A 25,228-nucleotide genomic window follows, 5' to 3' on the forward strand; every position below is an offset into this window, starting at 1 on the left:
GAGCTGCAGGATCTCGCCGCGCACGTCGACGGTGATCTTGCGCGACAGGTCGCCGTTGGCCACGGCGATGGTCACGTCGGAGATGTTGCGCACCTGGGCCGTCAGGTTGTTGGCCATCGAGTTGACGCTCTCGGTGAGTTCGCGCCACACGCCCGTTACTTCGCTCACCTTGGCCTGACCGCCCAGCTTGCCCTCGGTACCGACCTCGCGCGCCACGCGGGTGACCTCGGAGGTGAAGACCGAAAGCTGCTTGATCATGGTGTTGACGATGGTGGCCGCGCGGAGGAACTCGCCCTTCAGGGGCCTTCCATCGACATCGAGGCGCACCGTCTGCAGAAGGTCGCCCTGCGCCACGGCCCCGATCACCCGCGTGACCTCGGTGGTCGGCCAGACGAGGTCGTCGATCAACGTGTTGACCGAATTCTCCATCTCGCCCCAGGCGCCGGCGGACAGGCCGAACTTCACGCGCTGGCGGGTGCGGCCCTGCTCACCGACGGCCTTGCCGATGCGTTCGAGCTGATGGGCCATGCTCTCGTTCCCGGCGCCGATGTCGTTCACCACCGAGACGATTCTTCCCAGGATGCCGTCGTGGTCGCCGGTCAGGCGCACGGAGAAATTGCCGCCCCGCAATGCGTTCAGCATGTTCAGCAGGTCGCCGAGCTCCGAGGAAGACGGCGCTCGGGATTGCGAAGCGGACGCCGGCGCTGTCGTCCCGTTCGCCACGTTTGAAGCAACGTCGGCGGTCATGTCCAAGCCCCTCGATCCGGGAGCACGCCGCCGCGGACATTTAGCGGGCCCTCAGGAACCTGCTCCGGCGCGGGTTAGACCCCCTCCAACGACGGATAACGCCCATCGTTGTGCAAGGTTCCGAAAAATGTGAAGAGCGGAGCCCGAGACGAAAGCTCAGTTTTCTCCGAATTGCATCGCCTCGTGGCGCCCTGCCTGTTCGTTGGCCATCATTACCAGCCCATAGGTCACAACGACGATGAAGACGATCGTGGCGTAGAGCGTGTAGGGGTGCGTCGCCGCCGCCGCACCTGGTGGCAGGACATGAATGACCTCAAGCCCCATCACGCCGGCGCGGACGACGCGCGCGACTCCCAGGCCCACGAAGGCCAGCGCCGCCGGCAGGCGGCTCTGCAGCCTGTCCCTGTGACGGCCCTGCCAGATCTCCCAGGCGGAGGCCAGGCCCAGCAGGCCGAGCGTCAGGGAAAAGGGAATCGCGGCGGCCTGTCGTCCCGCGCCCAGCGCGCGCAGCACGACGAACAGCGCAAGGAAGACGAGGCTGATCGAGATGCAGGCCATGAACAGACCGACCGGATGCTTGAGCCCGCGATTGGCATAGCGCAGGCTCAGCCACATCGCGGCAAACCCCGCGACGATCACCATGTCGGCCGCCACGCTCAGGGCCACATCGGCCTGCGAGGTGCGAAAACGCAGGACCAGGGCGCCCAGGCTGGTGAGCAGCAGGGCTGCCGTCCAGGCTCGAAGCGCCGGCGCCTCGCGGTGGAGATACCAAGTCAGGAACGACGCGCCCGCGCTACAGACCGTGACGACACCGCCGATCAGATAGAGGGCCTTGACGTTCAATTCCATGACCGTCAAGCGGGAGGGGCGACGGACAGGCCCTTGACCTTGTGGCGGTCGATGAAGCCCTGAACCATGCCCGACTTCTTGGCCTTCTCGACGAAGTCGGCCAGGAAAGCCGCGGCCTCGATATTGGCTTTGGCGGTGCCGACCGCCTGCTGCACCGCGGTGAACTTGCCCTCGAGGATCTTCAGCCCGGGCGCCTTCTCGACATCCTTGAGAAGGCCCGGGCGGAGGCCGGCCAGCACTTCGAGCTTGTCCGACATGAACTTCTCGTAGGCCGCGTCGAGCCCGCTCACCTGGACGAGCGTGGCATTCCGGATGTTGTTCACCAGCCAGAGATCGTAGGCGGAGCGGGCGGAGACGGCGATGCGCACGCCCTTCCTGTCCACGTCGGCGATCGATTTGATCGGCGAGCCCTCGGGCACCATGTAGGTCGCCTCGATCTCGACATAGGCGGCGGTGAACTGGATCTTCTCGGCGCGCTGCGGTTCGGCGCCGATCAGGCCGATGTCCCACATGTCCTTGCCGACCTGGTCGCCCAGCTCGCCGGGTGACTTAAAGGTGACGTACTTCACGGGCACGCCCAGTTCCGTCGCGATCTCGCGCGCCATGTCGGGCGCGACGCCGGTCGGATCGCCACTGTCGCTGCGGCCCGTGACCAGCAGGAAGTTGGAGAGATTGATGCCGGCGCGCAGGACGCCGGTTGGGGCAAGTTGGGCTCGGACCTTGTCATTCATTCCGTCAGTCTATGGCCAACCGGGAGCGGATGGTAGGTTGATGAGCGAATCCCGGCAGCCCCCGACCGAGGTCGGGGCAGGGAGCGAAATTGCTACGGTGCGGTCACAGCGCCAGCTCGCCCGATTCGCGCTACACTGCAGCGTATGAGCGCTGAAATCGTCGTCGAGACCACCGCCGGAAAAATCCGCGGCATCCGCGATCGCGGAGTCGAGATCTTCAAGGGCATTCCGTATGCCGAGCCGCCGCTCGGTGACCTGCGATTCCGTCCGCCGCGCAAGCCAAGACCGTGGAGCGGCGTCCGTGACGCACTCGAGTACGGCAACATGGCGGTGCAGAGCCCCAACGTCTTCGCCTTGCCCGAGGATCTGCTGCAGCTCTTTACGCTCGCCGGCCGGCAGAGACTCGACGAGGACTGTCTCTACCTGAACGTCTGGACCTCGGGACGAGAGGGGGCTGGGCGACCGGTCCTGTTCTGGTGTCACGGTGGTGCGTTCATCACCGGTTCGGGCTCATCGCCCTGGTCCGACGGTGCCAACCTGTGCCGACTCGACGATGTCGTCGTCGTCTCGTTCAATCACCGCCTCGGCGCGCTGGGATACTTGCATCTCGAGGACATGGCCGAGGGCTTCGAGCATGCCGGTCTCGCGGGCGTGCTCGACATCGTGGCGGCGCTCGAATGGGTGCGCGACAACATCGAACGCTTCGGAGGCGATCCCGGCAACGTCACCATCTTCGGCGAATCGGGTGGCGGTGCGAAGGTGAGTGTGCTCATGGCCATGCCGCCGGCCAAGGGCCTGTTCCACAAGGCGATCGTGCAGAGCGGGCCGGCCGTGCAGATGGCGAACCGCGAAGACGGCTCCAAGACCGCGCGCCAGATGCTGGAGCATCTCGGCCTCGAGGCCGCGAGCGCCGCCGAACTGCGCCGTCTCCCGGCGGAGAAGATTCTCGAAGCGCAGGTCAAGGTCCTGGCGGGCGTGAGTCGCGCGGCCTTCGCCGACCGGCGGCGCCTCGGATTCAATCCGGTGATCGACGGCACGCTGTTTCCAGGCGGTCCTTTTGCGCCCCGGGCGCCGCTCGCCTCCCTCGATGTGCCGCTCATGATCGGCAGCAACAAGGACGAGATGACCCTATTCCTGGGGCACATGCCCTGGGTTGCCGACGCTACGTTCGACAGCCTGCCCGATTCGCTGACGCCCTATCTCGGCGACCGGGCGGCCGAGATCGTCGCCGTCTACCGGCAGGCGCAACCCAGGTTGAGGCCCGACGAGATCGCCATCGCCATCGTCTCGGACCAGGGCGTTCGCGCGCCGTCGCTGCTGATGGCCGAGCGGAAGCTGGCTCAGGAGGCGGCGCCGGTGTTCGTCTATCTCTTCGCCTGGGAAACGCCGGTCCTGGGCGGCCGGCTGCGATCCTGCCACACGCTCGAGATTCCCTTCGTCTTCTCGAACCTCGAAACAGCCGAACTGACCGGTGGCGATCCGGCGCGCCTGCCGCTCGGCGAGGCGATGAGCCGGGCGTGGATCGCCTTCGCGCGGGACGGCAACCCCAGCCATCCCGGTCTGCCGGTGTGGCCGGCCTATACGGTGGGCATGCGTACCACCATGATATTCGACGCCGTGTGCCACCTCGACATCGACCCGTTGGGCACCGAGCGGCGGGTCTGGGAGACAAAGGAATGAAGATCACCGACGTCACCTTGACGCTGTTCGCCTGGGACGACATCCCGCCCACGACCTATGGGGCGCATACCGGCCGCTTCTCGGGCAAGAGCGCGCTCGGACTTCTGCGCCTCGTCACCGATCAGGGACTCGAGGGGCACGCCTTCCTGGGCTCGGCGATGAATCCCGCGACGTCCGACGGACAGGCGCTGATCTCGCATCTCAAGCCCGTGCTCATCGGAAAGGATCCGTTCCAGCGCGAGCACATCAACCAGGAGATCTGGAAGCGCCAGCGCTCGGCCGGTGTGCGCGCCATCGGCGCGGTCGACGTGGCGCTGTGGGACCTGGTCGGCAAGGCGATGGGCCAGCCGATCCATCGTCTGCTGGGCACCTTTCGCGAGTCGGTGCCAGCCTATGCCAGCTCTGCAGTGCTTGGTTCACCCGCCGAGTACGCCGAGGAAGCGATGCGATTCAAGGAATATGGCTGGGCCGCCTACAAGATCCATCCGCCGACGCGCTGGAAGGAGGACATCGCGGTCTGCGAGGCGGTGCGTCGCGCCGTTGGCGACTACACGATCATGCTCGATTCGACCTGGAGCTATGATTACCCGGCCGCTATCCGCGTCGGCCGCGTCGTCGAGGAGCTTGGATTTTACTGGTACGAAGACCCGCTCGCGGATCAGGACATCTACAACTACACCAAGCTGAAGCAGCAGCTTTCCATTCCGATCATGGCGACCGAGTATCCGCAGACCGGCCTCGATTCATACCAGCCGTGGATCCTGCAGCAGGCGACGGACTATCTGCGGGGCGACGTCGCCGTGAAGGGCGGTATCACCACCCTGGTGAAGACGGCCCATCTCGCCGAGGCTTTCCGCATGAACTACGAGGTTCATCACGGCGGCAACTCGCTGAACAACGTCGCGAACCTCCATGTCATCGCCGCCATCCGCAACACCGAGTTCTTCGAGGTGCTGCTGCCCGACGGGGCGCAGAAGTACGGGCTGGTGCACGACATCACCGTCGGACGCGATGGGCTGGTGCATGTACCGAACGAACCGGGCCTTGGGGCCGCCATCGATTTCGACCTGATCGAGCGCAAGAAAATTGCGGTCCTGACCTGAGAAACGGGAGCGAGCCGGCTCTCTTCTATTCGGCGCGGATATTGTTGGCGTCGATGACGACCTTCCATTTGGCGCGGTCGCGCAGGATGGTGGCCTTCATCTCGTCGACGCTCCCGCCGGTCGGTTGAAAGCCGAGCGAGACGAGCTTCTCGGCAAAGGCCGGATCCTTGACCAGCTTGTTCACCTCGGCGTTGAGTCGGTCGACGACCTGCTGTGAGGTCCCCGCCGCGGCACCGAGCCCGAACCAGTTGTCCGCGCGGTAGTCGGGAAGGCCGGACTGCGCGATGGTCGGGACTCCGGGCAGGACCGGTGAAGGCGGTACGCTGGTGAAGGCGACGGCCCGAACCGCCCCCGATCGGATGTGCGGCAGGATCTCCGCCAGGTTCCCGAACATCATGTCGACACGGCCCGCGACGATCTCGGCAATGGCCGGCGGCCCGCCACGGAACGGCACATGTAGCATCTCGATGTCGGCCATGGTGGTGAACTGCGCCGCCCACAGATGGTACGAGCCGCCGACGCCCGACGAGCCATAGGTGAGCTTGCCGGGATTGGCCTTCGCGGCCTTGATCACGTCCTCGACCGTCTTGAAGTCCGTCTTCGGCGATACATAGAGCAGGTTGTCGAGCCCGGCGATGATGACGATCGGCATCAGGTCCTTGTCGGGATCGATGTTGATCTTGTTGCCCGGCATGATCGGCGACGTACAAGCCATGTTCATCGTGTAGAACAGGATCGTGTAGCCGTCGGGCGCGGATGCGGCGACGGATTGCGCCGCGATCATGCCGGTGGCGCCGGTGCGGTTCTCGACGATCACCTGCTGGCCGAGGGCCGCGCTCAGCCGTTCCGCCACGAGGCGAGCCAGGATGTCGGCGCCGCCGCCGGGAGGAAATCCGTTGATCAGTTTGATGGGCTTGCTGGGCCATGTCTGCGCCCAGGTGGCCGGGGCGAAGAGCGTCAGCGCCAGAGCGGCCGCAAGGGCCAGTCTCGCCATGTTTCGCATTTTCCTGTTCCTCCCACTGCCGCAAGATGGGAGGAGAGGCGACGGCTCACAAGCAGGGAAGAAGCCGTGGTTTCAGGGAGCGAACCATCGACATCTACATTGATGCGGACGCCTGTCCGGTGAAGGCCGAGGTCTATCGCGTGGCGGAGCGATACGGGCTCAGGGTCTTCGTCGTGGCCAATGCCTACATCAACGTGCCGCGTGATCCGCGTATCGAACGCGTCGTCGTGAGCGATGGCTTCGATGCGGCCGACGACTGGATCGCCGAGCGGGCCGGGCCCGACGACATCGTCATCACCTCAGACATCCCGCTCGCCGACCGCAGCCTGAAGAATGGGGCGTCGGTCATCGGCTCCAACGGCGTACCGTTCACCGCTTCATCGATCGGCATGGCGATGGCGAGCCGCGAGCTGATGTCCAATCTGCGGGCGATGGGCGAGATCACGGGCGGGCCGAAGCCGATGGCGCCACGCGACCGGTCACGCTTCCTGTCGGCGCTCGACGAAGCGGTCCAGAAGATCCGGCGACGCCAGTCCTAGGCGGCGGGACCGTCAGCGTCGTTCCATCCAGACGTCTTCGAAGCGAAATCCGTTGTAGGAGGAGTTGGTCTGGGCCACGAACCCGTGGACATGAGGCAGCCAGCAGGTTGCCGCGCGCTTCCATGTCAGGGGCAGACGGGCGACATCGAGAAGCAGCCTTGTGTCGATTTCCCAGGCGAGCTGGCGCCGCTTTGCGACATCGAGTTCCGCGGACTGCACCTCGAACAGGCGCTCGATTTCGGGATTGCAGTAGTGATTGTAGTTGCGCTCGGATCGGCAGGAGAAGGTTTCGAAGAAGACCTGGTCAGGATCGTCGATCGCATTGCCGGTCGTCTCGATTGCGATCGTATAGTCGCGGCGCTCCAGGCGGGTGCGCCAGTGCGCGGTCTCGACGACGTCGAGCGTCGCATCGATGAAGATTCCCCGAAGCTGGCCGGCCAGCACCGCTGCGGGACTGCGAAAGGGTGAGACGGAGCGAGTGGCGATCCGGAGCTGCAGCCGCTTGTCGGGCCCATAACCTGCCGCCTGCATCAGCGCGCGCGCCTGTTCGCGGTTCCGCTGCAGATCGGGTCCGTAGCCGGGGATCTCGGCCAGCGCCAGGGGCGGCATACCCCAGCGTCCCGCCGGAGGGGGTTGCAGATGGCCACCGATGCCGCCACTGCCACCTTCAAGAGACTCAACGAACGCCTGGCGGTCGATCGCAAACAGGAGGGCGTGGCGGATGTCGGGATTGTCGAAGGGTGCGGCGTCGCGATTCAGCATCAGGTTGGTATAGTTGTTTGCCGCCGTCGTCTCGCACACCGCGCGCGCGGACCGACGCTTGACGTCGCGTAGCTGCGTCATCGAGACGTCGCCCGGAAAGGTCATGTCGAAACGGCCGGCAACGAAGCTCAGCAACGCATCGGACCGGCTCGCCACCACCGTGAATTCGATGCCGTCGAGATACGGCCGGCCTGGTTTCCAGTAGTTGGGGTTGCGCTTCAAGCGGATGCGTTCGAACTTGTCGAATGCCTCGAGCACGAAGGGGCCCGTGCCGACAGGCTTCGCGCGCATCTGTGCCAGCGGCACGTGACAAGGATAGATCGGCGTGAATCCTGACGCCAGCATGGGCAGCAGCGACGGCTGCGGCCGGTGGAGCTGGATCGTCACGTCATGATCGGTGCGAGCCCGGACGGACTTGATGTTGGCGAACCAGGCCCCGCGCGGGTTGGTGCGCAGTCTGTCACGGGAGCGGTTCGTCAGCAGATCGAATGTGCATTCGACATCGCTCGACGTGAAGACCATGCCGTCGTGCCATTTCACACCGTGGCGCAAGGCGAAGGACAACTCGGTCCTGTCGTCGTTCCAGGACCAGGACTCGGCAAGATCGGGAACGATCGACTCGTCGGAGTTCCGCGCCATCGCCGGATCGAACATCACGAGATTGTTGAAGATCGGCATGAAGGCCACGACGGTCGCGGCATTGGCCTCCTCCAGGATCGAGGCCGTCGTCGGATTCTCGCGGTGGAAGAGGCGAAGAATGTCGCCGCTGCGCTGGGCGAGCGCAGCCTCGCACCAGCACAGCAACAGCGCCAGGGAGCCGATTAGCAGTCTCGTACGCATCGCCAAACCCTTACGCATGCCCGGGCCGACGGTCACAGGCTTGTCTCAACCCTGACAGGTTCGCGGGCCGGCAGAATATCAATTGAGTAAACTAGGCGCGCGGCGCGCCTCGCGGAAAGGTAGCGGCGCGGCAATGATACAACGGATACAATTGCCCGCGAGCCACCTTGGAATGGCCCCAAAGGCGGACCTCAAATAGACTGTCACGGCATCCTGCAACGCCTTGCGGCGTTCACGGGCACGAGGCGTTCACGAGCAGATGGCGATGCAGAAGCGAACCTGGATTCGGACCGGCGTGGTCGTCGTGGCTTTCTCGGCGTTTCTGGCGCTCGCGGGACTGGCGGCGCCGACTCTGTTGAACATCGATCAGTACAAGCCCGCGATGATCGCGGCAGTGAAGGAGGCGACCGGCCGCGAGCTCGTGATCGAGGGGCCGCTCAAGCTCACGGTCTTCCCGACCTTGCGCATCAGCGCCCGGCAGGTCCATTTCGCCAATGCGGTGGGCGCCAAGGGTGCCCAGATGGTGGATGTGCGCTGGGTCGGCATCACCCCGTCCTTCTGGGCGCTGCTGCAGGGGCGCATCGAGGTCGGGCGGCTCACGCTGTTCAGGCCGACCCTCGTCCTCGAGACCGACGCCGAGGGCCGGCCCAACTGGGAATTTCATCCCGGCGCCGGCGCCGCCCAGCCGGCCGGCGCGCCGAGCAGCGGGCTGCACCTGACGATCGGTACCCTCAAGATCAGGGAGGGGACGCTCAGCTACAACAATCCGGCGACCGGTCAGACCCTCAAGGCGGAAAATCTGGAGGCGCTGGCATCGGTCGGATCGCTGCAGGGCCCATTCGACTTCGACGCCACCGCGACGGTCAACGGTGTTCCGCTGTCGCTGATGGCGAAGGTCGGCGCGCCGACCGACAGAGGCAGCGACATGTCCTTCAAGCTCAAGGTCCAGAGCGGCTCGCTGAACTTCGACGGGCATGTCAGCCGCATCGCTCCCGATGCCGACGTCAAGGGCAAGGTCTCTCTCGCCACCGGCGGCCTGACCGATTTCATCGCCAGCCTGATGCGGGCGGGCGGGCAGGAAGCGCCCGCCTTCGACGCCGCAGCGATCGGCGCATTTGCCTTCAACGGCGACATCGACCTCTCGGCCGAGAAACTGGCGCTGACCGATTTCAGGATGTCGATCGGCACCGAGAGCGTGTCGGGCAGCGTCACCTTGTTGACGGGCGCCAAACCGTCGCTGGAGAGCCGCCTGTCGCTCCAGAAGGTCGATGCCGAGAAATGGGTCGCGCTGCTGTCCGACCCGGACGCGCTTCGGCCGAAGCCTGTCGCGGCGCCCGCAGCCCCACCGGCCTCCGCGGCCGCCCCGGCCAAGGCAGCCGCCGCGCCTGCTCGCGCCTCCTTGTCGCCGTTCCCACCTGAGTTCACCGTCCTGATCTCGATCGACGCGAAGGAAGTGAGCTATCGCAACGGCTCGGCGCGAGACGTCGGGCTTGCTGTCGAAATCCGCAACGGCGTCATTGCCGTGCCGCGTCTCAGCGCGACCTTGCCGGGCGACATGGTGCTGAAGGCGAACGCCGAAGCTGCGGCGCCGCCGGCTCCCGCGGTACCGGCGTCCAAGCCGGGGGCGGCTCCTCCCGTGCAATCCGCCGGGCAATTCAGTCTGACCGGGCCACGGCTGCGCGAGACGCTGGCATGGCTGGCGATCGACACGTCGGGCGTGCCGGCCGGCAAGCTCCAGACACTGGCGATCGACGGCAAAGTCGCGTCGACGGCCAACAGCCTGCAGATTTCCGATCTCGCGATGGAACTGGACGGCCAGCGCGCCACCGGCAGCGGCAGCATCACCTTCGGCGTACCGCTCACGGTGGCGACCTCGGTGCAACTCGACAGGTTCGACCTCGACGCCTACCTGCCGCAGCCCCGCGAGCCGTCGGCCGTCGCGGACCCGTCCGGCTCGACGGTGACACCATCTTCCTCAGCCCTCGCTCCTGCCGCACCCGACAAGACCCTTCCGGTGCTGGGACTGAAGGCCAAGGTCGCCAGGCTCATCTTCCGCGGCGGAACCGTGAACGGCATCGACGCGGATCTTGCCGTCCAGGGCAATCTCCTGAAGGTGAACGGGCTGAAGGTCGGGGACCTTCTGGGTGCCAAGTTCGATTTCAAGGGCCAGGTTGCCGACTTCGGCACCGCACCGCGCTTCGACCTCACCTTCAACGCCACGATGCCGGACACCGACAAACTGTTGGTCTATGCCGGCCTGCCGAAATTCCTGAATGGCAAGCTCGGCGCCTCGACGGCAGGCGGCAGCGTCACCGGTACGATGGAGGCGCTGACCCTGCGCAATGCATCGGTCACCGCCGCCGGTGCGAGCGCCCGCGCTACCGGTTCGCTGGTGCTGGGCGACAAATTTGCCTTCGACCTCTCGAGCTTCGCCCTGCAGGCGCAGGATGCGAGCGGGCTGGTATCTGTGGCGACGGGCAAGCCGCAGACGGGGCTGGGCGGGCTGGCGGCCGAGGGCGCCTTCAAGGGCAACGACCAGCGGGCGTCGTTCGAGGGCAGCCTGACGGCGATCGGCACGCAGATGTCAGGGCGCATCGACGCTACCCTGGGCGCGAGGCCCAATTTAGCAGCCAACCTGCGCATCCCCGGCACGCTCGACCTCGACGACTGGCTGGGCGTCACCGATGGGCCTGCCCCCTCCGTGCCCACGCCCGCGTTGCCGGCCGCGCCGGGCGGCGCCAATGCCGGCGCGGTGCCGCTGCCGTCGAGAGGGCAGCGCGTCGCGACGGGCAAGCAGATCGACCTTTCCGGCCTGCGTGCTTTCGACGCCACGTTGAAGCTCGAGACCAGCGCCATCGAGGTCGGAGCCCTCAGGGTCACCTATGCCGACATGGATGCAACCCTGCGCAACGGTGTGTTCAAGGTCTCCAAGCTCACCGGCCAGTTCTACAGCGGGGCCGTCGACTTCGCGGGCACGGTCGATGCCTCGAAGGACACGATGACGGTCGACGTCGCCGGCACGCTGCAGGGAATCTATGTCGGCGAGATGCTGCGCGGCGCGGCCGGGCAGAACGTCTTCGGCAACGAGCACCTGAAGGTGGCAGTCGACGGCAAGATCAACGTCATGCAGATCGCGCTGCAGGGGCAGGGGAACTCGCCGGAACAAATTCGTGATTCGCTGACCGGTCAGGGTCATCTAACCGGCGTCATCTATCCCTCGGTTGCCGGAGGTTCGCTCGGCTTCGCGTCCTTTGCGACCGGTATCGGCAGCCTCTTCAGCACCGAGATGGGATTCAATTCGACGGTGATTTCTGGCTTCATCAACGCGCAGAGCACGATCGAGGGTGACATCACCCTGTCCAATGGCGAGATCAACCTGCAGAACCACGCGATCAAGGGCCCGAATGCGACGGCGCGCATCAACAGCCGCACGAACCTGACCGCGGCGACCACCGAGACGACGATCGCGGTCGGCTCGGGCGCGGATGGCTCGGCGGACTATGTCATGACGGTGACCGGGCCGGTTTCCTCGCCGACGATGAGCGTTCGCGGAAACTGACGAGGTCGGGCGGAGTACGTCCTACGCCGCGCGCTCCTTCAGGATTTCCCAGGCGCGGCGGAAAGTCTGCGCCATCTCCTCGGCCGGCACGGCGCCGGAAAAGAGCACATGGCCCTGCAGCGCGAAGCTCGGCACGCCCTGGATGCCGGCATTGCGCGCCATCTGGTCGCCGGCCAGTACTTCGCGCCGGCCCTCGTCGCCGGCCAGCATCGCGAGCACTTCGGCCCGGTCGAGCCCGGCTTCGGCTGCCACGTCGGCGAGGATTTTCGAGTCGCCGATATCGGCCCCCTTGCAGAAATAGCTGTCGAACAATTCCTCGACGACCGCATCCTGCACGCCGCGCTGGCCCGCGAACCGAATCAGGCGATGGGCATTCACCGTGTTGGGCGTGCGCACGATGCGGTCGAGATGGAACTCGAGCCCGACGGTCGCGGCCGTTTCGGTGATGCGCTGGTCCATTTGCCTGGATCGTTCCAGGCTGCCGAACTTGGCGATGCGATAACTGGTGCGCTCGACGCCGTCGGCGGGCATCTCGGGATTGAGCTGGAACGGGTGCCAGGCGACGGCGACCCGGCAATGCTGGGTGGCGAGAAGATCGAGGGCGCGTTCGAGCTGGCGCTTGCCGATGTAGCACCAGGGGCAGATCACGTCGGAGATGACGTCGATGCGGCCGGTCGGTTGGACCTGGTCCATGGCTTGTTTCCTTCCCTATTGTGCGAAAGCCTATACCTGCCGGAAATCTCCGGCAACGAGAGGACCCCGCCCATGCCGAAATACCGCTCCGCCCTGATCGTCGGGACAGGCCCCGGCCTCAGCGCCTCGCTGGCCCGCCTGTTCGCGAGGAACGGCCTGTCGGTGGCCCTGGCGGCCCGGCACACCGACAAGCTCGCGGCGCTTGCGAAAGAGACCGGGGCATCGGTTCACGCCTGCAACGCCGCGGATCCGCAGGATGTCGCGACGCTGTTCGAGGCGCTGGATGCGGCCGATCGCACGCCCGATGTCGTCGTCTACAACGCCAGCAACCGGGTGCGCGGCGCGCTGGTCGACCTGGCGCCGGACGACGTGAAACGGGCCATCGACATCAGTGCCTTCGGCGCCTTCCTGGTGTCCCAGCAGGCGGTGAAGCGCATGCTGCCGAAGGGAGAAGGAGCGGTTCTCCTGTCAGGGGCGACGGCGGGTGTGAAAGGCTTCGCCCTCTCGGCGACTTTCGCCATGGGCAAGTTCGCGCTGCGCGGCCTCGCGCAATCCATGGCGCGCGAACTGTCGCCCAAGGGCATCCATGTCGCGCATTTCGTGATCGACGGCGGCATCCGCAGCGCCGCGCGGCCGGTACCCGACGACAGGCCCGACAGCCTGCTCGATCCCGACGCCATCGCCGAGACCTACTGGCATGTGCTGAACCAGCACCGCAGCGCCTGGAGCTGGGAGGTCGAGGTGCGGCCCTGGGTCGAGACTTTCTAGCGGGAGCGGCTTGCTACCAGGAGAAGCGCCAGGTGAGCGCGGCACCCGTCACGAACTGGTTCCGCGATCCGCCGGGTCCCGTGACGATCGGGGAATTGGCGACCGTGTCGGCCAGGTAGTTGTAGCTGCCGAAGGCGACGAAGCTCAGCTGGTCATGAATGCGCCACAGGGCGCTCGCGCCGGCGCCGACGCTGCGAAGGCCGGCACCGGGATAGTATTGCGCATAGCCGGAATTGATCGACTGCAAGGCGGTGATGCCGAAGTAGGCCTGGTTGAAGGTGCCGTCGGTCACCGACAGCCGCGGACCGCCGGACAGGAATACGCTGTCGCTGAGGCGTAGCTTGCCGTCGAGCAGCGCGTCGAAGATCAGGCCGTTGCTGCCGCCGATGCCGCGCCGCAATTCGACCTTGGCCGCGAAGAAGGGCTGTTCGTACCGCAGGAAAGCGCCGCCTTCGATCGTGAAGGGCACGTTGCCCGTGCCGTAGAGATAGCCGCCATCGCCCTGATTGCGCGGAAAACGGTAGCGGAAGATGGGACCGGCCTTGAAGCCGGAGACGTCCAAGAGGGTGGCCCCGATGCCGTCGCGCGCCGAGATGAAGACCTTGTCGCGCTGGTAGCGCAAGTCGAGGTTCGGGATCGGCAGCACGCGATAGTTCGCGCTGCCCTCGAACCACGGCGCCAGCACCACGCCCGGTCCGATGTCGAACGTCCAGTCCTTCGGCGGCGGCCCGGCGGGCTCGCTGCCGATACTGGTGGGCTGGGCATAAGCCGTTCCAGCTTGCACCGTGACGACTGCGAGGCAGGAGGCGAGGAGACGTAGAAAGCGCACGGGCTACTCCACTGTTGACGCTCCTCTACGCGTCCGGCGGACCGGCGGATCAGTCGCTGTGAATTAAAGCGCCTTTTCGAGCATCAGGCGCGCTTGATGCAGGTCGTCGAACACGCGCAGGCACTTGGCGCGGACCTCGGGCAGCGGCGGCAGGATGTCCGGCACCATGAACGCCATGGTGCCGGCGGCATGGGCGGCGGTGAGGCCGACGTTCGAGTCCTCGAAGGCGATGCAGCGTTCCGGCGCCACGCCGAGACGGCGGGCGGCCTCAAGATAGACGTCGGGCGCGGGCTTCGCATTTTCGACGTCGTCGCGCGTCGCCACGGCGGCGAACCGGTCGACGAGGCCGGCGCGCCCGAGGTGACGCTCCGCGGTGATCCGGCCGGAGCCGGTGGCGACGGCGAGGCGCAGGCCGCGGCCCGCCAGGAAGTCGAGCATCTCGACGACGCCGGACTTGACCGGCAGATGGCTCTCCAGGCGCCGCTTGGCATGACCGGAGAAGCGCTCGCGGAAGTGGTCGATGCGGAAGTCGGCCCCATAGAAATTCTGGATCATGACGTCGCATTCGCGACCCGAGACGCCGATCATCGAGTGACAGAATTCCAAGGTCATCTCGATCTCGAAGTCACGGGCGGCATCCTGCAGCGCATCGATGTAGACGGCCTCGGTGTCGATCAGCAGACCGTCCATGTCGAAAAGAACGGCTTCAACGGGTTTCTTCAGCATGCTTTCGTTCTAAGCTGTGCTGCCGAGAGGACAAGGGAGAGAAAAATTCATGCGTATCCATAATCTGTATGTCGACGCCGATGGCGAGACCCATTTCCGCGACATCGAGATCGAGTGGAAGAACGAGAGCCGCGGCGGCAAGACCTCGGCGACGCTGCCGGCGACCGGCATCATCTTCCGCGAGACTCCCGGTACCTACGATTATGAATGGCATCCCGCACCGCGCCGGCAGTACATCATCAACCTCGACGCCGGCGTCTCCATCCAGGCCAGCGACGGCGAGACGCGCATCATCGGCGCGGGCGAGGTGATATTGGTCGAGGACACGCACGGCAAGGGCCACTTCTCGAAGGCGATCAACGGCCAGCTTCGGCACTCGATCTTCGTTCCCATCGAATAGCGTAAGGGTATCCCATGAACATCCAGACCCCAGTCGATCCCACCAACGACCTCGTCGAGCAGGCGCGTCGCGTGCTGCCGGGCGGCAGCTTCGGCAACATGCCGGCCGAGGTGATCCTCAAGGAGGGGCGGGGCGGCCACATCTACGACGAGGCCGGCAAGGAATATGTCGACTTCCTGCTGGGCTCCGGCCCGATGTTCATCGGCCATGCCCATCCCGAGGTCACGGCGGCGGTGCAGGCGCAGGTGCCGCTGGGCACGACCTTCTTCGGCAACAATCGCCACGGCATCGCGCTGGCCGAAGCGATCTGTGATGCCGTTCCCTGCGCCGACCAGGTGCGCTTCGTCTGCTCCGGCACCGAGGCCGACCTCTATGCGATGCGGGCCGCGCGCGCCTTCCGCAAGCGCGACAAGATCCTGAAGTTCGAGGGCGGCTATCACGGCATGAGCGACTATGCGCTGGTGTCGCTGGCGCCCAAGAGCCCCGGCAATTTCCCGCGCGGGTCCATCGATTCCGCGGGCATTCCGAAGTCGGTGGCCGACGAGATGGTGGTCGCGGCGTTCAACGACATCGACATGGTCAGGAGCCTGATCGAGGAGCAGAAGGACGAGCTGGCCGGTGTCATCGTCGAGCCGTTCCAGCGCCTGATCCCCCCCAAGCCCGGCTTCCTGCAGGCGCTGCGTGAGGTGACCGCCGAGCATGGCATTCCGCTGATCTTCGACGAGGTCGTGACCGGCTTCCGCTTCGCCTATGGTGGCGCGCAGGAATATTACGGCGTCACGCCCGACCTCTGCACCCTGGGCAAGATCGTGGGCGGCGGCTTCGCGCTCGCGGCCATCGCCGGCCGCGCCGACATCATGAAGCACTTCGACCGTCTCGCGATGACCGACGAGGACTTCATCTTCCAGGTGGGCACGCTCTCGGGCAACCCGGTGGCGGCCGTCGCGGGCCTCGCCACGCTCGAGGTGCTGAAGCGCCCCGGCACCTACGAGGGCGTCTTCGCCAACGGCCGCAAGCTGATGGACACGCTTTCGGAGCTCCTGAAGAAGCACGGCTTCAAGGCGCAGGTGATCGGCGAGCCGCCGCTGTTCGACATCATCTTCACCGACCAGCCGGTCAAGGATTATCGCGACACGCTGAAGGCCGACACCGCGATCCTGAAGCGTTTCAACCAGGCCCTGCGCGCCCGCGGCATCATGAAGGGCGACAGCAAGTACTATGTCAGCGTCGCGCACACCCAGGCCGACATCGACCACACGATCCGCGCCTGGGAAGAGGCGCTCGTCGAAATCAAGTGATCTGCTGATTCAAAGGTCCCTCACTTCGCTTGAAGTGGGGGCCGTGCGTTTCGCCTCGTCCCGCCCTACGGGCTGTCGAGGCCCTTCGACTTCAGGAGCTTGCCGTTCTCGGGATTGGCCAGCGCCAGCAGCAGCGAGTCGGCGGCGGCGCGGTTGCGGGAGCCCAAGGCAACGCCCCCGGAATAGATCGTGTAGTTCTGCAGCATCAGCGGGATCGGCCCGACGAACTGTACGCCGGGCACGCCCATCAGCTCGCTGCTCTGCTGGAGCGCGATATCGGCCTTGCCGTCGACGATGCGGTCGGCAACCAGGCCGCCCTGGACCAGCACGCTCCTGGGCTTGAGCTGGTCGGCAATCCCCATCTGCTGGAAAAGCTGGGCGATGTAGATGCCGCTCGACCCGCCCGAGGCGGGATCGACGTAGGCGACGGCGCGCGCCGCCAGCAGCGCCTTCTTGAAGCCGTCGGGCTCGGAAATGTCGGGCACGGGCGCGCCCTGCTTGATGGCCATGCCGACGCCGGCGCGGGCCAGTTCCTTGGCGCTGCTTTCGTCGACGCGGGTGAGCAGAAGCGGCGCCATGGCGATTGGCGGGATCACGAGCACGTCGAAATACTCGCCGCCGGCAACTCGCTTCTGCAGCGCGCCGGCCGTGCCGGTGTCGATCGTCACCTTGTGGCCGGTCTTCTTCTCGAAGTCGGCGACGATTTCGACTGCGGCCGACTTGTAGGCGCCAGCGGTCAGAAGCTTGAGATCGGCAGCCGAGGCGCCGCCGGCAGCAAGGGCGAACAGAAGGACGAGCAGGACGCGCATGATTTCCTCAGGCTGGCATGCCCATGATGTAGGGCTTCAGCGCAGCATACATCAGCGCGTGCGTCGGTGTCGGGACATTGTGTTTCTTGCCCAGCTCCACGACCTTGCCCGACAGCCAGGGCAGCTCGATGCGGTTGCCGCGCAGCAGGTCGACCGCCATGGATGCCATAAGGTGCGGCGGTGCATTGCGATTGAAGTTGAAAGTCCGCTCGACGATGTCGGCGGGCAAGGCGATGCCGTGGGCGCGCCCGACAGCGGCCACCTCCTCGTAGGCCGCGCCGAACATCGCATTCACGTCCGCATCGTCGCGCAGCTTGCCGACCGGCAGGCGCGTCAGCGCCATGACGCCGGCATTGGAGGCCAGCAGCACGAACTTGATCCAAAGGTCGGTCAGGATGGCTTCGCTCAGCACGCCCTCGATGCCGGCCTTCTTGCACATTTCGGCGAAGGCGACGGCGCGCGGGCTGCGGCTGCCGTCGGGCTCGCCGAACACCATGCGCATGACCGTGCCGGTCTGGCGGATCAGGCCGGGCTCGGCGATCGTCGCACTGATGTTGGCGACGCCCGGCATCACGGCGCGGGCACCCAGGATCGGGATCAGCCGTTCGTGCGCATCGACGCCGTTCTGGAGGGTGATGACGGCGGTGTTGGGCCCGATCATCGGCTTGATCGCGGCGCCGGCGCTCTCGACGTCCCACAGCTTCACGCAGAACAGCACATAGTCGACCGGACCGACCTCGGCCGGATGTTCGGTGGCCTGCGTCGGCTTCAGGTGGGTGTCGCCGCGCGGGCTCTCGATCCGCAGCCCATCCGCCTTCATGGCCGCGAGGTGGGCCCCGCGCGCGACGAAGGTGACGTCGGCGCCGGCATGCGCGAGCGCTGCGCCATACCCTCCTCCGACGCCGCCGGCGCCTACAACCGCGATTTTCATCGAACTCGTCTCCTATGCCGCGGTGATGCTGCCGACCAGCAGGCAGCCGACAATCCCGCTCAGCCGCGTCGGCCCCGTGATGTCCAGCCGCAACGCCTGGTCCGATGCCAGACTCCGCTCGTCGCCCTGCACTGCCGCAGTCGCATCGCCGTGAGGACTGTAGGCAATGTGTGTGCCGGGCTGCAGGTGGAGCGTGCGGCCCTCATCGAGGATAGCGATGTCGATCTTCACCTGGGCCCGGGCGCCGATCAGGTTGACCACCTCGACTGGTCCTGCCTCCAGCCGGCTCACGATCGGAGTCTCGCCCGTGAAGTGCACCGGCCGGAAGGGCTGGCGCACGTCGATCTCGCCCTTTGGCGTTTCCAACACCAGCCCGCTGCCCGAGACGAGGACCTGCACGCGATCGAAGCCCGCATAGTCGGAAAAGGGTCCGGGCTGCACGATCGGCGTACGCCCGAACCGCCAGACATCGCCCGAAAAGGCGATGTCCACGGTCGTGCCGCCGCCGTTCTTCCACGGTGTGCGGAGATAGTCCGCGGGGGTCAGCAGTGTGATCACGATCCGCCCGTTACGGTGCGAGCGTGATGTTCACCGTCTTGCCGACCGTGTCGTTCCAGGTCTTGACGCAGTCCGGGCCGCAGCGCTTGGCAAAGGACGGCAGGATCGCCTTGGTGAGCGCGTCCTTGCGCAGGGCCTCGTCGGCCGGGGTGACGGGCACCAGCTTCATGTTGGCGGGGGCGCCTTCGCTGCACGGGCCGGTGCCGGTGTTGCAGTTGATGCCGGTCTGCGTCTCGGTCCGGGCCTGCTCGAAGATCGACTTCTCGAGCTTGTTCAGCTCGGTCTGCAGGAAGGCCTGGACCTTCGGATCGAGCGAGTTCCACCACTTCAGGTTCGCGAGCTGGGCGGCAACGCCGAAATTGACCGGCATGGGCGAAATGAACTTTGCCGCCTCGTGCCACTTCGACTTGTAGCCCGACAGCGCGCCGGTGATGGCGCAGTCGACGACGCCGCTGGCGAGCGCCGGCTGGACTTCGGCGAAGGCGATGTTGAGCGGCGAGGCGCCGATATGGGTGACGAAGGCCTGCTGCGAGGCGCCCGACGCGCGGATCTTGCGGCCCTTCAGGTCGGCGATCGTGACGAAAGCGTCGCGGCAGTACAGGACCTGCGCCTGGTACGAGCCGAAGCCCAGCAGCTTGATGCCGTGCTTCTCCTCGAGGAACTTGGCATAGGCCGGCCGGATCGCGTCGATGACCTTCTCGAGCTCCTCGACGGAGCCGACGAGACCCACCAGGTCGGCGGCTTCGTTCATCGGCACTTCGCCGGAATTGTAGTTGAGCACCGTGGTGGCGAACTGCAGCGTGCCGCTCGAGACGAGGCGGAAGATCTCCGCACCCTTGAAGCCGAGCTCGGTGAAGGGCTTGACCTGCACCTTGATCGCACCGCCCGATTCCTTCGGCACGGTCACCGTCCAGAAGGGCACTTCGCGGCTCGTGTACATCGACAGGCCGCCGATGCTGCCCACGACATTGAACGAGGTCGAGGGCAGGGCCGGCGGCGTTTGCGCCATGGCGCTGCCGAAGACGAACGAGCCGGCAACGGCAGCCGCCGCGACGAGATGCTTCAGGAACATGAAATCCTCCTTTGAAAGGTCAGCCCTTGAGAAGGGCCGGCAGCCACAGGGCCAGTTGGGGAAACGCAATCAGGATGCCGATCATGACGAGCATCATCGTCACGAACGGCAGCGCACCGATGCAGAGGTCGAAGAAGGCGCCATTGCGCCGCACCGCCTGCACGACATAGAGGTTGAGGCCGACCGGTGGGGTGATCAGGGCAGCTTCCATCAGGATGACGAAGACGATACCCCACCAGACCGGGCTGTAGCCCAGCGCGACGATCACCGGCACCACCACCGGCGTCGTGGCGATCATCATGGACAGCGTCTCCATGAAACAGCCCAGGATCAGGTAGAACGCGACGATGGCGATCACCATGCCGAGCGGAGAGAGGCCGAGCGCCAGCACCGAGTCGGTGATGGCCTTGACCAGTCCGATCGACACCATGACGAAGTTGAGGAAGAAGGCCGCGATCACGATCAGCATGACCATGCAGGTCGTCCGCACCGTGCCCTCGAAGGCTCGCAGCAGGACAGGGACGGTGAGCTGTCCGTTGGCCGCGACCAGGCCGAGCGTGGCCATCAGGCCGAGCGCCGCGGCTTCGGTCGGCGTGGCGATGCCGGCATAGATCGACCCCACGACGACGAGGAAGAGGCCGAGCGGCGGCAGCAGGTTCTTCAGGCCGGCCACGCGTTCCTGCCAGAGGTTCGCCGTCTCCCGCCTGGGGCCGGCCCATTGCGGGCGGAACAGGCAGAGCGCCAGCACCATCGCCGAAAACAGTCCCGCCAGCATGAGGCCGGGGATGAATCCCGCGGCGTACAGATCGGCCACCGACGTGTCCGTCAACACGGCATAGATGATCATGTTGATCGAGGGCGGGATCAGGATGCCAAGCGTCCCGCCGGCCGCGATCGATCCGAGGAAGAGCGGCCGGTTATAGCCGCCCTTGTCCATGTTGGGGATGGCGACCGTGCCGATGGTGGCGGCTGTGGCCACCGAGGAGCCCGAGGTGGCCGCGAAGACCGCGCTCGCGGCGATGTTGGTGTGGATCAGGCGGCCGGGAATGCGCGCGAACCACGGGGTCAGCGCCGTGAACAGGCGCTCGCTCATGCCCGACCGGTGCATCAGCTCGCCCATCATGATGAACATGGGCGCGGCGATCAGGATGAAGTCGTTCGACGAGTTCCAGGCGAGTTCGCCGATCGCCCCGGTCATCGGAAAGAAGGCGTAACGCTCCGACAAGACATAGGCCATCAGGCCGAGCGCGACGGCGACCGGCAGGCTGATTCCCACCAGGACGACGAGCAGTGTGAAGGCTGTACCGATCATCGCGGCGCCCCGTTCGCGGGCGGCACCTGTTCGACGCCGGCCTGGCTGATTTCCTCGGTGACGCGCAGGCTGCCGATCAGGGCGTCGAAACCCGGGCCGTCGCCCGCCAGCAGGCGCAGCACGGCCTGGATCGGCAGCATGACGGCCACGCAGGCGAACCAGAAGATGCCGACCCACCAGATCGATTGCGGTAGCGCCATCGGCGTCTGGAGGGCCGAAACCGACTTGGCGTTCATTGCCATCGACTGGGCGAGCGTGCCCCAGCAGAACCAGGCGAGCGCGACGGCCAGCAACGCCAGCGACAGGGACGCGAGGAGGTCGAAGGCCACGCGGACGGGTCTCGGAAAGGCATCGAGCAGGATGTCGACTCGGATGTGCGTCTTGGAGGTGGTGGCGAACCCGAGCCCGAGGCCGATGCAGGCTGCGAGGGCATAGCCCGACACTTCGAAGCTCTCGACCATGCCGCGCTTGAACAGGAAGCGGGTGATGACGTCGATGGTGATGAGGCCGCTGCAGCCGACGAGGATGATGGCACCGCCCACCCAGGCGAGGATACGCGAAATACGCTGCGGCCACGGCTCGGGTGGCAGGAGGCTCGACGACTCACTCATCTACGCATTTTCTCCCCCGATCGACGGCGCCCCCGCAACCATCATGACCCGGCAATGTCCGGGTCGTGCTTCCTTGTAATCTGTCGCCCCGCCGCCCGCTAGGGCACGATCCTCTCCTTACGGAAGCGCGTCAGCAGGCGCTCGAACATGGCCTCGCTGTCGATCACCTCGTGAAAGCCGTGCTGCCGGCTCTTGGTGACGTCGGACATCACGTCCCAGTCCGAGCCGAACACGTAATCGGCGAACGGCCAGGCCACGAGCTGACCGAAGTCGAACGTCTTCAACCGGTATTTCTTCGTCATCTCCGCCCACAGATCGGCCTTGTCGGCCATGTGCTGGGTCAGGCTGATGGTCTGCAGCTCGCCCACCTGCATGTCGAAGACCCGGGCGATGCGCGGCCAGACGTTGCGCCAGCGGAAATAGTCGCCGTTGGTGATGTTGTAGGCTTGGTTGGCGGCGCGCTTCTCGGTGGCGGCCCACAGCGCCGCACTGGCGAAGTGCGAGGATTCCGTCACCTGATAGATCGTGCCGTAAGCGCCCGGCTTGCCGGGAAAGCGCAGTGGCAGGCCGAGTTCCTTCGAGATCGCGGCATAGACGGCGATGGCGGGCAGGATGCTCATCGCCGTGCCGGGCGCGAAGCCGCAGAGCGTCTGGGGCCGTAGCTCCGTCCAGCTCCACCGCTTGCCGCGCTGGAAGCCGGTCAGCCAGTCGATCTGGTCGAAGTAGAAGTCGGGCGGCATGTGACGGGGATCGGTCTCGCGCATCGGCGTCTTCAGCGGGCCGAGATGCGTGCCGTAGTACTTGGTGCCGGTGACCAGCACGACGCGCTGCAGTTTGCGCGACGCCCGGGCGATGGCGCTGACCGAGTTCACCAGCATGTCGCGATTGGGCGCGATCACAGAGGCGTAGCCCGCCGCGTTGCCGCTACCAGGCTGGAAGGCGGCGTAGAAGACGTGCGTGACGTCGCGCAGATGCTTCAGTTTGGCGGCCACGTCGTCGAGGTCGAGCAGGTCGACCGAGACGTGCCGGTAGCGCGGCCCATCCTTCTCCGGCCGGCGTGACAGGCCGACGACCTGCCAGTCGCCTTCGGCCACCAGCCGCTCGACGATGTAGCGACCGATGACGCCCAGCGCGCCGACAACGACGGCTTTCTTCTGCATGTCTCTACCTCGTCGTCGCGACGGTGCCGCTGGCGATCAGCGCGTCGATATCGGTCGCCGCATAGCCGTGCTCCTCGAGGATCGCGCGGCTGTGCTGGCCGGGCGCCGGCGCTTCGGCGCGTGACGTACCCGGCGTCGGCGGCAGCATGCCGGGCAAAGCAGGCACCGGCACCTTCTGCGGCATGCCGGCCTGTTCGAGCCAGTGGATCAGGCCGGTTTCCTTCACATGCGGCTGTTCGAGGAAGTCGGCGTAGGAGTTCAGCCGCTCGTGCATCAGCTTGGCCTCGGTGAGCTTCTCGCTCCAATGCGCCGAAGACTTCGCCTCGATCATCGGTCGCACGATCGCATAGAGCGCCGCTTCGTTGGCGAGACGCGCCGCCGGCGTGGCGAAGCGCTCCTCGTGCGCCAGTGCGGGCACGTCCATCAGGGCGCAGAGGCTCTGCCAATCGCGATCCTTGAGGGCGAGGATCGACATCCAGCCATCCGCCGTCCTGAACACGCCTCCCGGGACGCCCCCCGGCTTCATCGTGCCGCCTTCGAGATGGCAGGCCATGAGCCGGATCGATTGCAGCGCCGTCGCCGACTGCATCAGGCTGACATCGATGTAGCGACCTTTGCTTTCGTCGCGCCGGGCGTAGAGCGCCGCGCTCACCGCCTGGAAGGCATAGAGTGCGGTCGACATGTCGACCACGATGACGGGCACGCGATGGGGAATCCCGTCCTCGCCGCGATTCTCGGTCATCATGCCGGTATAGGCCTGCAACACCGGGTCCATGGCGGGCCGCTCGGCCAATGGGCCAGTCTGGCCGAAGCCCGAGATCGACATGTAGAGCACGCGCGGCACGCGCGCCGACACGGCTTCATAGTCGAAGCCCAACCGCTTGATGACGCCCGGCCTGAAACCTTCGAGGAAGATGTCGGCATCCTTCAGCAGGCGCCACACGACCTCCTTGCCGGCCTCGCTCTTGAGGTCGACCGAGAGGCTGCGCTTGCCCATGTTGCCGATGATCGAGAAGGCGCTGTGGCTGTCGTAGTGGACGCCCAGCGTGCGGGCCCAGTCGCCCTCGCCGATGCCCTCGACCTTGATCACCTCGGCGCCGTGCTGGGCCAGCAGCATGGCGCAGTAGGGGCCGGCGATGCCCTGGCTCAGGTCGACCACCTTGAGGCCGGCGAAGGGCGCGTCGTAGCTCATGCGAGCTTGACCAGCATCTTGCCGAAGTTCTCGCCGCGCAGCAGGCCGATGAAGGCGCGCGGCGCCTTGTCGATACCCTCGACGATGTCCTCGCGGTACTTGAGCCGGCCGTCGCGGATCCACTCGCCCATCTGGCGCATCGCGGGACCGTAGTGCTGCGCGAAGTCGGTGACGATGAAGCCGCGCGCGTTCACGCGCTTGCCGACGAAGGTGCCGAGCAGGCGCGGGCCCATCGAGGCGCCGGTGGCGTTGTACTGCGAGATCGAACCGCACAGCGCGATCCGGCCGAAGAAGTTGATGTTGCGCAGGACGGCGTCGGTGATCTCGCCGCCGACATTGTCGAAATAGACGTCGGGCCCGTTGGGGCAGGCGGCGCGCAGCGCGGCGTCGAGGTCCTTTTCGGCCTTGTAGTCGATGCAGGTATCGAAGCCGAGTTCGTCCGTCACGAAGGCGCACTTCTTTTCGCCACCGGCGATGCCGACGACCCGGCAGCCCATGATCTTTGCGATCTGGCCCACCACCTGGCCGACCGCGCCGGACGCCGCCGACACGACGACCGTCTCGCCGGGCTTGGGCTGGCCGACATGCAGCAGGCCGAAATAAGCGGTCATGCCCGGCATGCCCAGCACGCCGTTGGCCGTCGAGATCGGCGCCAGCGACGGGTCGACCTTGCGCAGCGCGGGGCCGCCGCCGATCGCATATTCCTGCCAGCCGAGGCGATCCTCGACGATGTCGCCCACCTTGAAGTCGGGATTCTGCGAGGCCACGACCTCGCCCACCGTGCCGCCGGTCATCACTTCGCCGAGGCCGACCGGCGAGGCATAGGAGGCGGCGTCGCGCATGCGGCCGCGCTGGTAGGGATCGAGCGAGAGGTAGTGGACCTTGACCAGCACCTCGCCATGGCGCGGCTCGGGCACCGGCGCCTCCTCGACCCGGAAGTCGGATTCGGCGGGCTCGCCGGGCGGGCGGCGCACGAGGACGACGCGGCGGTGGGTCTTGGGGATGGTCATGAGCGGTTGCCTCCGATTTGCTTTGGGGCCCACCATAGCGCGGGAT

24 protein-coding genes are annotated in these 25,228 nt (G+C 66.2%); 7 read left to right on the top strand and 17 right to left on the bottom strand.

Annotation, left to right across the window (positions count from 1 at the left end):
- The 3 genes from ACT6UX_RS24575 to ACT6UX_RS24585 all read right to left on the bottom strand — a co-directional run.
- The coding region (locus ACT6UX_RS24575) for a HAMP domain-containing protein (RefSeq protein WP_444777840.1) at window positions 1-642 on the bottom strand (642 nt) is incomplete at its 3' end.
- 261 nt (window positions 643-903) lie between these two features.
- On the bottom strand, window positions 904-1,596 hold the full coding sequence (locus tag ACT6UX_RS24580) for a hypothetical protein (protein ID WP_444777784.1): 693 nt from the start codon (window positions 1,594-1,596) through the stop codon (window positions 904-906).
- 5 nt (window positions 1,597-1,601) lie between these two features.
- Window positions 1,602-2,327: an ABC transporter substrate-binding protein gene (locus ACT6UX_RS24585; protein WP_444777785.1), complete on the bottom strand. Its 726-nt coding sequence runs from the start codon at window positions 2,325-2,327 to the stop codon at window positions 1,602-1,604.
- Between the two features lie 144 nt (window positions 2,328-2,471).
- On the opposite strand from ACT6UX_RS24585, the gene ACT6UX_RS24590 reads away from it, so the two are divergent.
- Window positions 2,472-4,007, top strand: coding sequence for a carboxylesterase/lipase family protein (locus tag ACT6UX_RS24590; protein WP_444777786.1), 1,536 nt, complete (start codon window positions 2,472-2,474; stop codon window positions 4,005-4,007).
- Window positions 4,004-5,110: an enolase C-terminal domain-like protein gene (locus tag ACT6UX_RS24595; RefSeq protein WP_444777787.1), complete on the top strand. Its 1,107-nt coding sequence runs from the start codon at window positions 4,004-4,006 to the stop codon at window positions 5,108-5,110. Before ACT6UX_RS24590 ends, ACT6UX_RS24595 begins: the two co-directional genes overlap by 4 nt.
- 25 nt (window positions 5,111-5,135) lie before the next feature.
- On the opposite strand, the gene ACT6UX_RS24600 is transcribed toward ACT6UX_RS24595, so the two are convergent.
- Window positions 5,136-6,104, bottom strand: a complete 969-nt coding sequence (locus ACT6UX_RS24600; protein WP_444777788.1) for a Bug family tripartite tricarboxylate transporter substrate binding protein — start codon at window positions 6,102-6,104, stop codon at window positions 5,136-5,138.
- Window positions 6,105-6,139: 35 nt separating this feature from the next.
- On the opposite strand from ACT6UX_RS24600, the gene ACT6UX_RS24605 reads away from it, so the two are divergent.
- Window positions 6,140-6,652: a YaiI/YqxD family protein gene (locus ACT6UX_RS24605; RefSeq protein ID WP_444777789.1), complete on the top strand. Its 513-nt coding sequence runs from the start codon at window positions 6,140-6,142 to the stop codon at window positions 6,650-6,652.
- 12 nt (window positions 6,653-6,664) lie between these two features.
- Here ACT6UX_RS24605 and ACT6UX_RS24610 read toward each other — a convergent pair whose 3' ends face one another.
- Window positions 6,665-8,254 (bottom strand): ABC transporter substrate-binding protein, encoded by a 1,590-nt coding sequence (locus tag ACT6UX_RS24610; protein WP_444777790.1) that lies wholly within the window; start codon window positions 8,252-8,254, stop codon window positions 6,665-6,667.
- Window positions 8,255-8,519: 265 nt separating this feature from the next.
- Here ACT6UX_RS24610 and ACT6UX_RS24615 point away from each other — a divergent pair, with 265 nt between their 5' ends.
- Complete coding sequence (locus tag ACT6UX_RS24615; RefSeq protein WP_444777791.1) at window positions 8,520-11,813, top strand: AsmA family protein; 3,294 nt, start codon at window positions 8,520-8,522, stop codon at window positions 11,811-11,813.
- A 21-nt stretch (window positions 11,814-11,834) separates the two neighbouring features.
- Here the strand turns inward: ACT6UX_RS24615 and ACT6UX_RS24620 are convergent, their stop codons facing one another.
- Entirely contained in the window at window positions 11,835-12,506 is a 672-nt protein-coding gene (locus tag ACT6UX_RS24620) for a DsbA family oxidoreductase (protein WP_444777792.1), read from the bottom strand.
- A 72-nt stretch (window positions 12,507-12,578) separates the two neighbouring features.
- On the opposite strand from ACT6UX_RS24620, the gene ACT6UX_RS24625 reads away from it, so the two are divergent.
- Window positions 12,579-13,274 carry an SDR family NAD(P)-dependent oxidoreductase gene (locus ACT6UX_RS24625; protein ID WP_444777793.1) on the top strand — a complete coding sequence of 232 codons (696 nt, stop codon included), beginning with the start codon at window positions 12,579-12,581 and terminating at the stop codon, window positions 13,272-13,274.
- Window positions 13,275-13,287: 13 nt separating this feature from the next.
- On the opposite strand, the gene ACT6UX_RS24630 is transcribed toward ACT6UX_RS24625, so the two are convergent.
- Window positions 13,288-14,103, bottom strand: a complete 816-nt coding sequence (locus tag ACT6UX_RS24630) for a MipA/OmpV family protein (RefSeq protein WP_444777794.1) — start codon at window positions 14,101-14,103, stop codon at window positions 13,288-13,290.
- A 63-nt stretch (window positions 14,104-14,166) separates the two neighbouring features.
- Entirely contained in the window at window positions 14,167-14,829 is a 663-nt protein-coding gene (locus ACT6UX_RS24635; protein ID WP_444777795.1) for an HAD family hydrolase, read from the bottom strand.
- 49 nt (window positions 14,830-14,878) lie between these two features.
- Between ACT6UX_RS24635 and ACT6UX_RS24640 the strand changes: the two genes are divergently transcribed.
- Entirely contained in the window at window positions 14,879-15,229 is a 351-nt protein-coding gene (locus ACT6UX_RS24640) for a hypothetical protein (RefSeq protein WP_444777796.1), read from the top strand.
- 14 nt (window positions 15,230-15,243) lie between these two features.
- Window positions 15,244-16,527, top strand: a complete 1,284-nt coding sequence (locus ACT6UX_RS24645) for an aspartate aminotransferase family protein (protein ID WP_444777797.1) — start codon at window positions 15,244-15,246, stop codon at window positions 16,525-16,527.
- A gap of 65 nt (window positions 16,528-16,592) precedes the next feature.
- Here the strand turns inward: ACT6UX_RS24645 and ACT6UX_RS24650 are convergent, their stop codons facing one another.
- From ACT6UX_RS24650 to ACT6UX_RS24690, 9 genes are all read right to left on the bottom strand, one after another.
- Window positions 16,593-17,336: a substrate-binding domain-containing protein gene (locus tag ACT6UX_RS24650; RefSeq protein WP_444777798.1), complete on the bottom strand. Its 744-nt coding sequence runs from the start codon at window positions 17,334-17,336 to the stop codon at window positions 16,593-16,595.
- A gap of 7 nt (window positions 17,337-17,343) precedes the next feature.
- Entirely contained in the window at window positions 17,344-18,267 is a 924-nt protein-coding gene (locus tag ACT6UX_RS24655; protein WP_444777799.1) for a 2-dehydropantoate 2-reductase, read from the bottom strand.
- Window positions 18,268-18,279: 12 nt separating this feature from the next.
- On the bottom strand, window positions 18,280-18,825 hold the full coding sequence (locus tag ACT6UX_RS24660; RefSeq protein ID WP_444777800.1) for a HutD/Ves family protein: 546 nt from the start codon (window positions 18,823-18,825) through the stop codon (window positions 18,280-18,282).
- 10 nt (window positions 18,826-18,835) lie between these two features.
- Window positions 18,836-19,897, bottom strand: coding sequence for a TRAP transporter substrate-binding protein (locus ACT6UX_RS24665; protein ID WP_444777801.1), 1,062 nt, complete (start codon window positions 19,895-19,897; stop codon window positions 18,836-18,838).
- Window positions 19,898-19,916: 19 nt separating this feature from the next.
- Window positions 19,917-21,209: a TRAP transporter large permease gene (locus ACT6UX_RS24670; protein WP_444777802.1), complete on the bottom strand. Its 1,293-nt coding sequence runs from the start codon at window positions 21,207-21,209 to the stop codon at window positions 19,917-19,919.
- Window positions 21,206-21,820: a TRAP transporter small permease subunit gene (locus ACT6UX_RS24675; protein ID WP_444777803.1), complete on the bottom strand. Its 615-nt coding sequence runs from the start codon at window positions 21,818-21,820 to the stop codon at window positions 21,206-21,208. The genes ACT6UX_RS24670 and ACT6UX_RS24675 overlap by 4 nt, the downstream gene beginning before the upstream one ends.
- Before the next feature lie 98 nt (window positions 21,821-21,918).
- On the bottom strand, window positions 21,919-22,980 hold the full coding sequence (locus tag ACT6UX_RS24680) for an SDR family oxidoreductase (protein WP_444777804.1): 1,062 nt from the start codon (window positions 22,978-22,980) through the stop codon (window positions 21,919-21,921).
- A gap of 4 nt (window positions 22,981-22,984) precedes the next feature.
- Window positions 22,985-24,172: a CaiB/BaiF CoA transferase family protein gene (locus ACT6UX_RS24685; protein WP_444777805.1), complete on the bottom strand. Its 1,188-nt coding sequence runs from the start codon at window positions 24,170-24,172 to the stop codon at window positions 22,985-22,987.
- Window positions 24,169-25,182: an NADP-dependent oxidoreductase gene (locus ACT6UX_RS24690; RefSeq protein WP_444777806.1), complete on the bottom strand. Its 1,014-nt coding sequence runs from the start codon at window positions 25,180-25,182 to the stop codon at window positions 24,169-24,171. Before ACT6UX_RS24690 ends, ACT6UX_RS24685 begins: the two co-directional genes overlap by 4 nt.
- Between the last annotated feature and the right edge of the window lie 46 nt (window positions 25,183-25,228).

The organism is Reyranella sp. (genome assembly GCF_052439685.1).
GTDB lineage: Bacteria > Pseudomonadota > Alphaproteobacteria > Reyranellales > Reyranellaceae > Reyranella.

Excerpts from the sequence above, each read along its gene's own strand:
- ACT6UX_RS24650 (WP_444777798.1), bottom strand. The coding sequence starts at position 17,336 with ATGCGCGTCCTGCTCGTCCTTCTGTTCGCCCTTGCTGCCGGCGGCGCC.
- ACT6UX_RS24635 (WP_444777795.1), bottom strand. The coding sequence starts at position 14,829 with ATGCTGAAGAAACCCGTTGAAGCCGTTCTTTTCGACATGGACGGTCTG.
- ACT6UX_RS24590 (WP_444777786.1), top strand. The coding sequence starts at position 2,472 with ATGAGCGCTGAAATCGTCGTCGAGACCACCGCCGGAAAAATCCGCGGC.
- ACT6UX_RS24685 (WP_444777805.1), bottom strand. The coding sequence starts at position 24,172 with ATGAGCTACGACGCGCCCTTCGCCGGCCTCAAGGTGGTCGACCTGAGC.
- ACT6UX_RS24690 (WP_444777806.1), bottom strand. The coding sequence starts at position 25,182 with ATGACCATCCCCAAGACCCACCGCCGCGTCGTCCTCGTGCGCCGCCCG.
- ACT6UX_RS24655 (WP_444777799.1), bottom strand. The coding sequence starts at position 18,267 with ATGAAAATCGCGGTTGTAGGCGCCGGCGGCGTCGGAGGAGGGTATGGC.
- ACT6UX_RS24640 (WP_444777796.1), top strand. The coding sequence starts at position 14,879 with ATGCGTATCCATAATCTGTATGTCGACGCCGATGGCGAGACCCATTTC.
- ACT6UX_RS24580 (WP_444777784.1), bottom strand. The coding sequence starts at position 1,596 with ATGGAATTGAACGTCAAGGCCCTCTATCTGATCGGCGGTGTCGTCACG.
- ACT6UX_RS24675 (WP_444777803.1), bottom strand. The coding sequence starts at position 21,820 with ATGAGTGAGTCGTCGAGCCTCCTGCCACCCGAGCCGTGGCCGCAGCGT.
- ACT6UX_RS24605 (WP_444777789.1), top strand. The coding sequence starts at position 6,140 with ATGGGAGGAGAGGCGACGGCTCACAAGCAGGGAAGAAGCCGTGGTTTC.
- ACT6UX_RS24595 (WP_444777787.1), top strand. The coding sequence starts at position 4,004 with ATGAAGATCACCGACGTCACCTTGACGCTGTTCGCCTGGGACGACATC.
- ACT6UX_RS24620 (WP_444777792.1), bottom strand. The coding sequence starts at position 12,506 with ATGGACCAGGTCCAACCGACCGGCCGCATCGACGTCATCTCCGACGTG.
- ACT6UX_RS24645 (WP_444777797.1), top strand. The coding sequence starts at position 15,244 with ATGAACATCCAGACCCCAGTCGATCCCACCAACGACCTCGTCGAGCAG.
- ACT6UX_RS24670 (WP_444777802.1), bottom strand. The coding sequence starts at position 21,209 with ATGATCGGTACAGCCTTCACACTGCTCGTCGTCCTGGTGGGAATCAGC.
- ACT6UX_RS24600 (WP_444777788.1), bottom strand. The coding sequence starts at position 6,104 with ATGGCGAGACTGGCCCTTGCGGCCGCTCTGGCGCTGACGCTCTTCGCC.
- ACT6UX_RS24585 (WP_444777785.1), bottom strand. The coding sequence starts at position 2,327 with ATGAATGACAAGGTCCGAGCCCAACTTGCCCCAACCGGCGTCCTGCGC.
- ACT6UX_RS24625 (WP_444777793.1), top strand. The coding sequence starts at position 12,579 with ATGCCGAAATACCGCTCCGCCCTGATCGTCGGGACAGGCCCCGGCCTC.
- ACT6UX_RS24680 (WP_444777804.1), bottom strand. The coding sequence starts at position 22,980 with ATGCAGAAGAAAGCCGTCGTTGTCGGCGCGCTGGGCGTCATCGGTCGC.
- ACT6UX_RS24610 (WP_444777790.1), bottom strand. The coding sequence starts at position 8,254 with ATGCGTACGAGACTGCTAATCGGCTCCCTGGCGCTGTTGCTGTGCTGG.
- ACT6UX_RS24615 (WP_444777791.1), top strand. The coding sequence starts at position 8,520 with ATGCAGAAGCGAACCTGGATTCGGACCGGCGTGGTCGTCGTGGCTTTC.
- ACT6UX_RS24665 (WP_444777801.1), bottom strand. The coding sequence starts at position 19,897 with ATGTTCCTGAAGCATCTCGTCGCGGCGGCTGCCGTTGCCGGCTCGTTC.